The organism is Pseudomonas agronomica (assembly GCF_025917275.1).
Classification (GTDB): domain Bacteria; phylum Pseudomonadota; class Gammaproteobacteria; order Pseudomonadales; family Pseudomonadaceae; genus Aquipseudomonas; species Aquipseudomonas agronomica.
The window spans coordinates 1-204 of sequence record NZ_JAOSHO010001198.1 but is presented as its reverse complement, the minus strand read 5'-3'; the positions used below and the strand labels follow the sequence as shown (position 1 = coordinate 204).

Genomic DNA, 204 nt, shown 5'->3' with positions numbered 1-204 from the left:
TTCAGCGATCCCAAGAAGTCGGGCACCCGACACACCCCTGCATATTCGCATCCTGGAAATTTCCGTAGTGCTGCCGCGAGCCCGTCAGGTTGGCCTGTTCCAGGTTGCTTTCACCCAACTTGACCTCTTGCAGATTGGCATCGCGCAGATCAGCACCCTTGAGGTCGGCCTTGATCAGCCAGGCCATTTCCAGGTCGGCGGCCT

1 protein-coding gene is annotated in these 204 nt (G+C 58.8%); it reads right to left on the bottom strand.

The genetic code is table 11. From position 1 onward, the window contains the following. Position 1: 1 nt before the first annotated feature. The coding region (locus tag OC610_RS29510) for a pentapeptide repeat-containing protein (RefSeq protein ID WP_264433440.1) at positions 2 to 204 on the bottom strand (203 nt) is incomplete at its 5' end.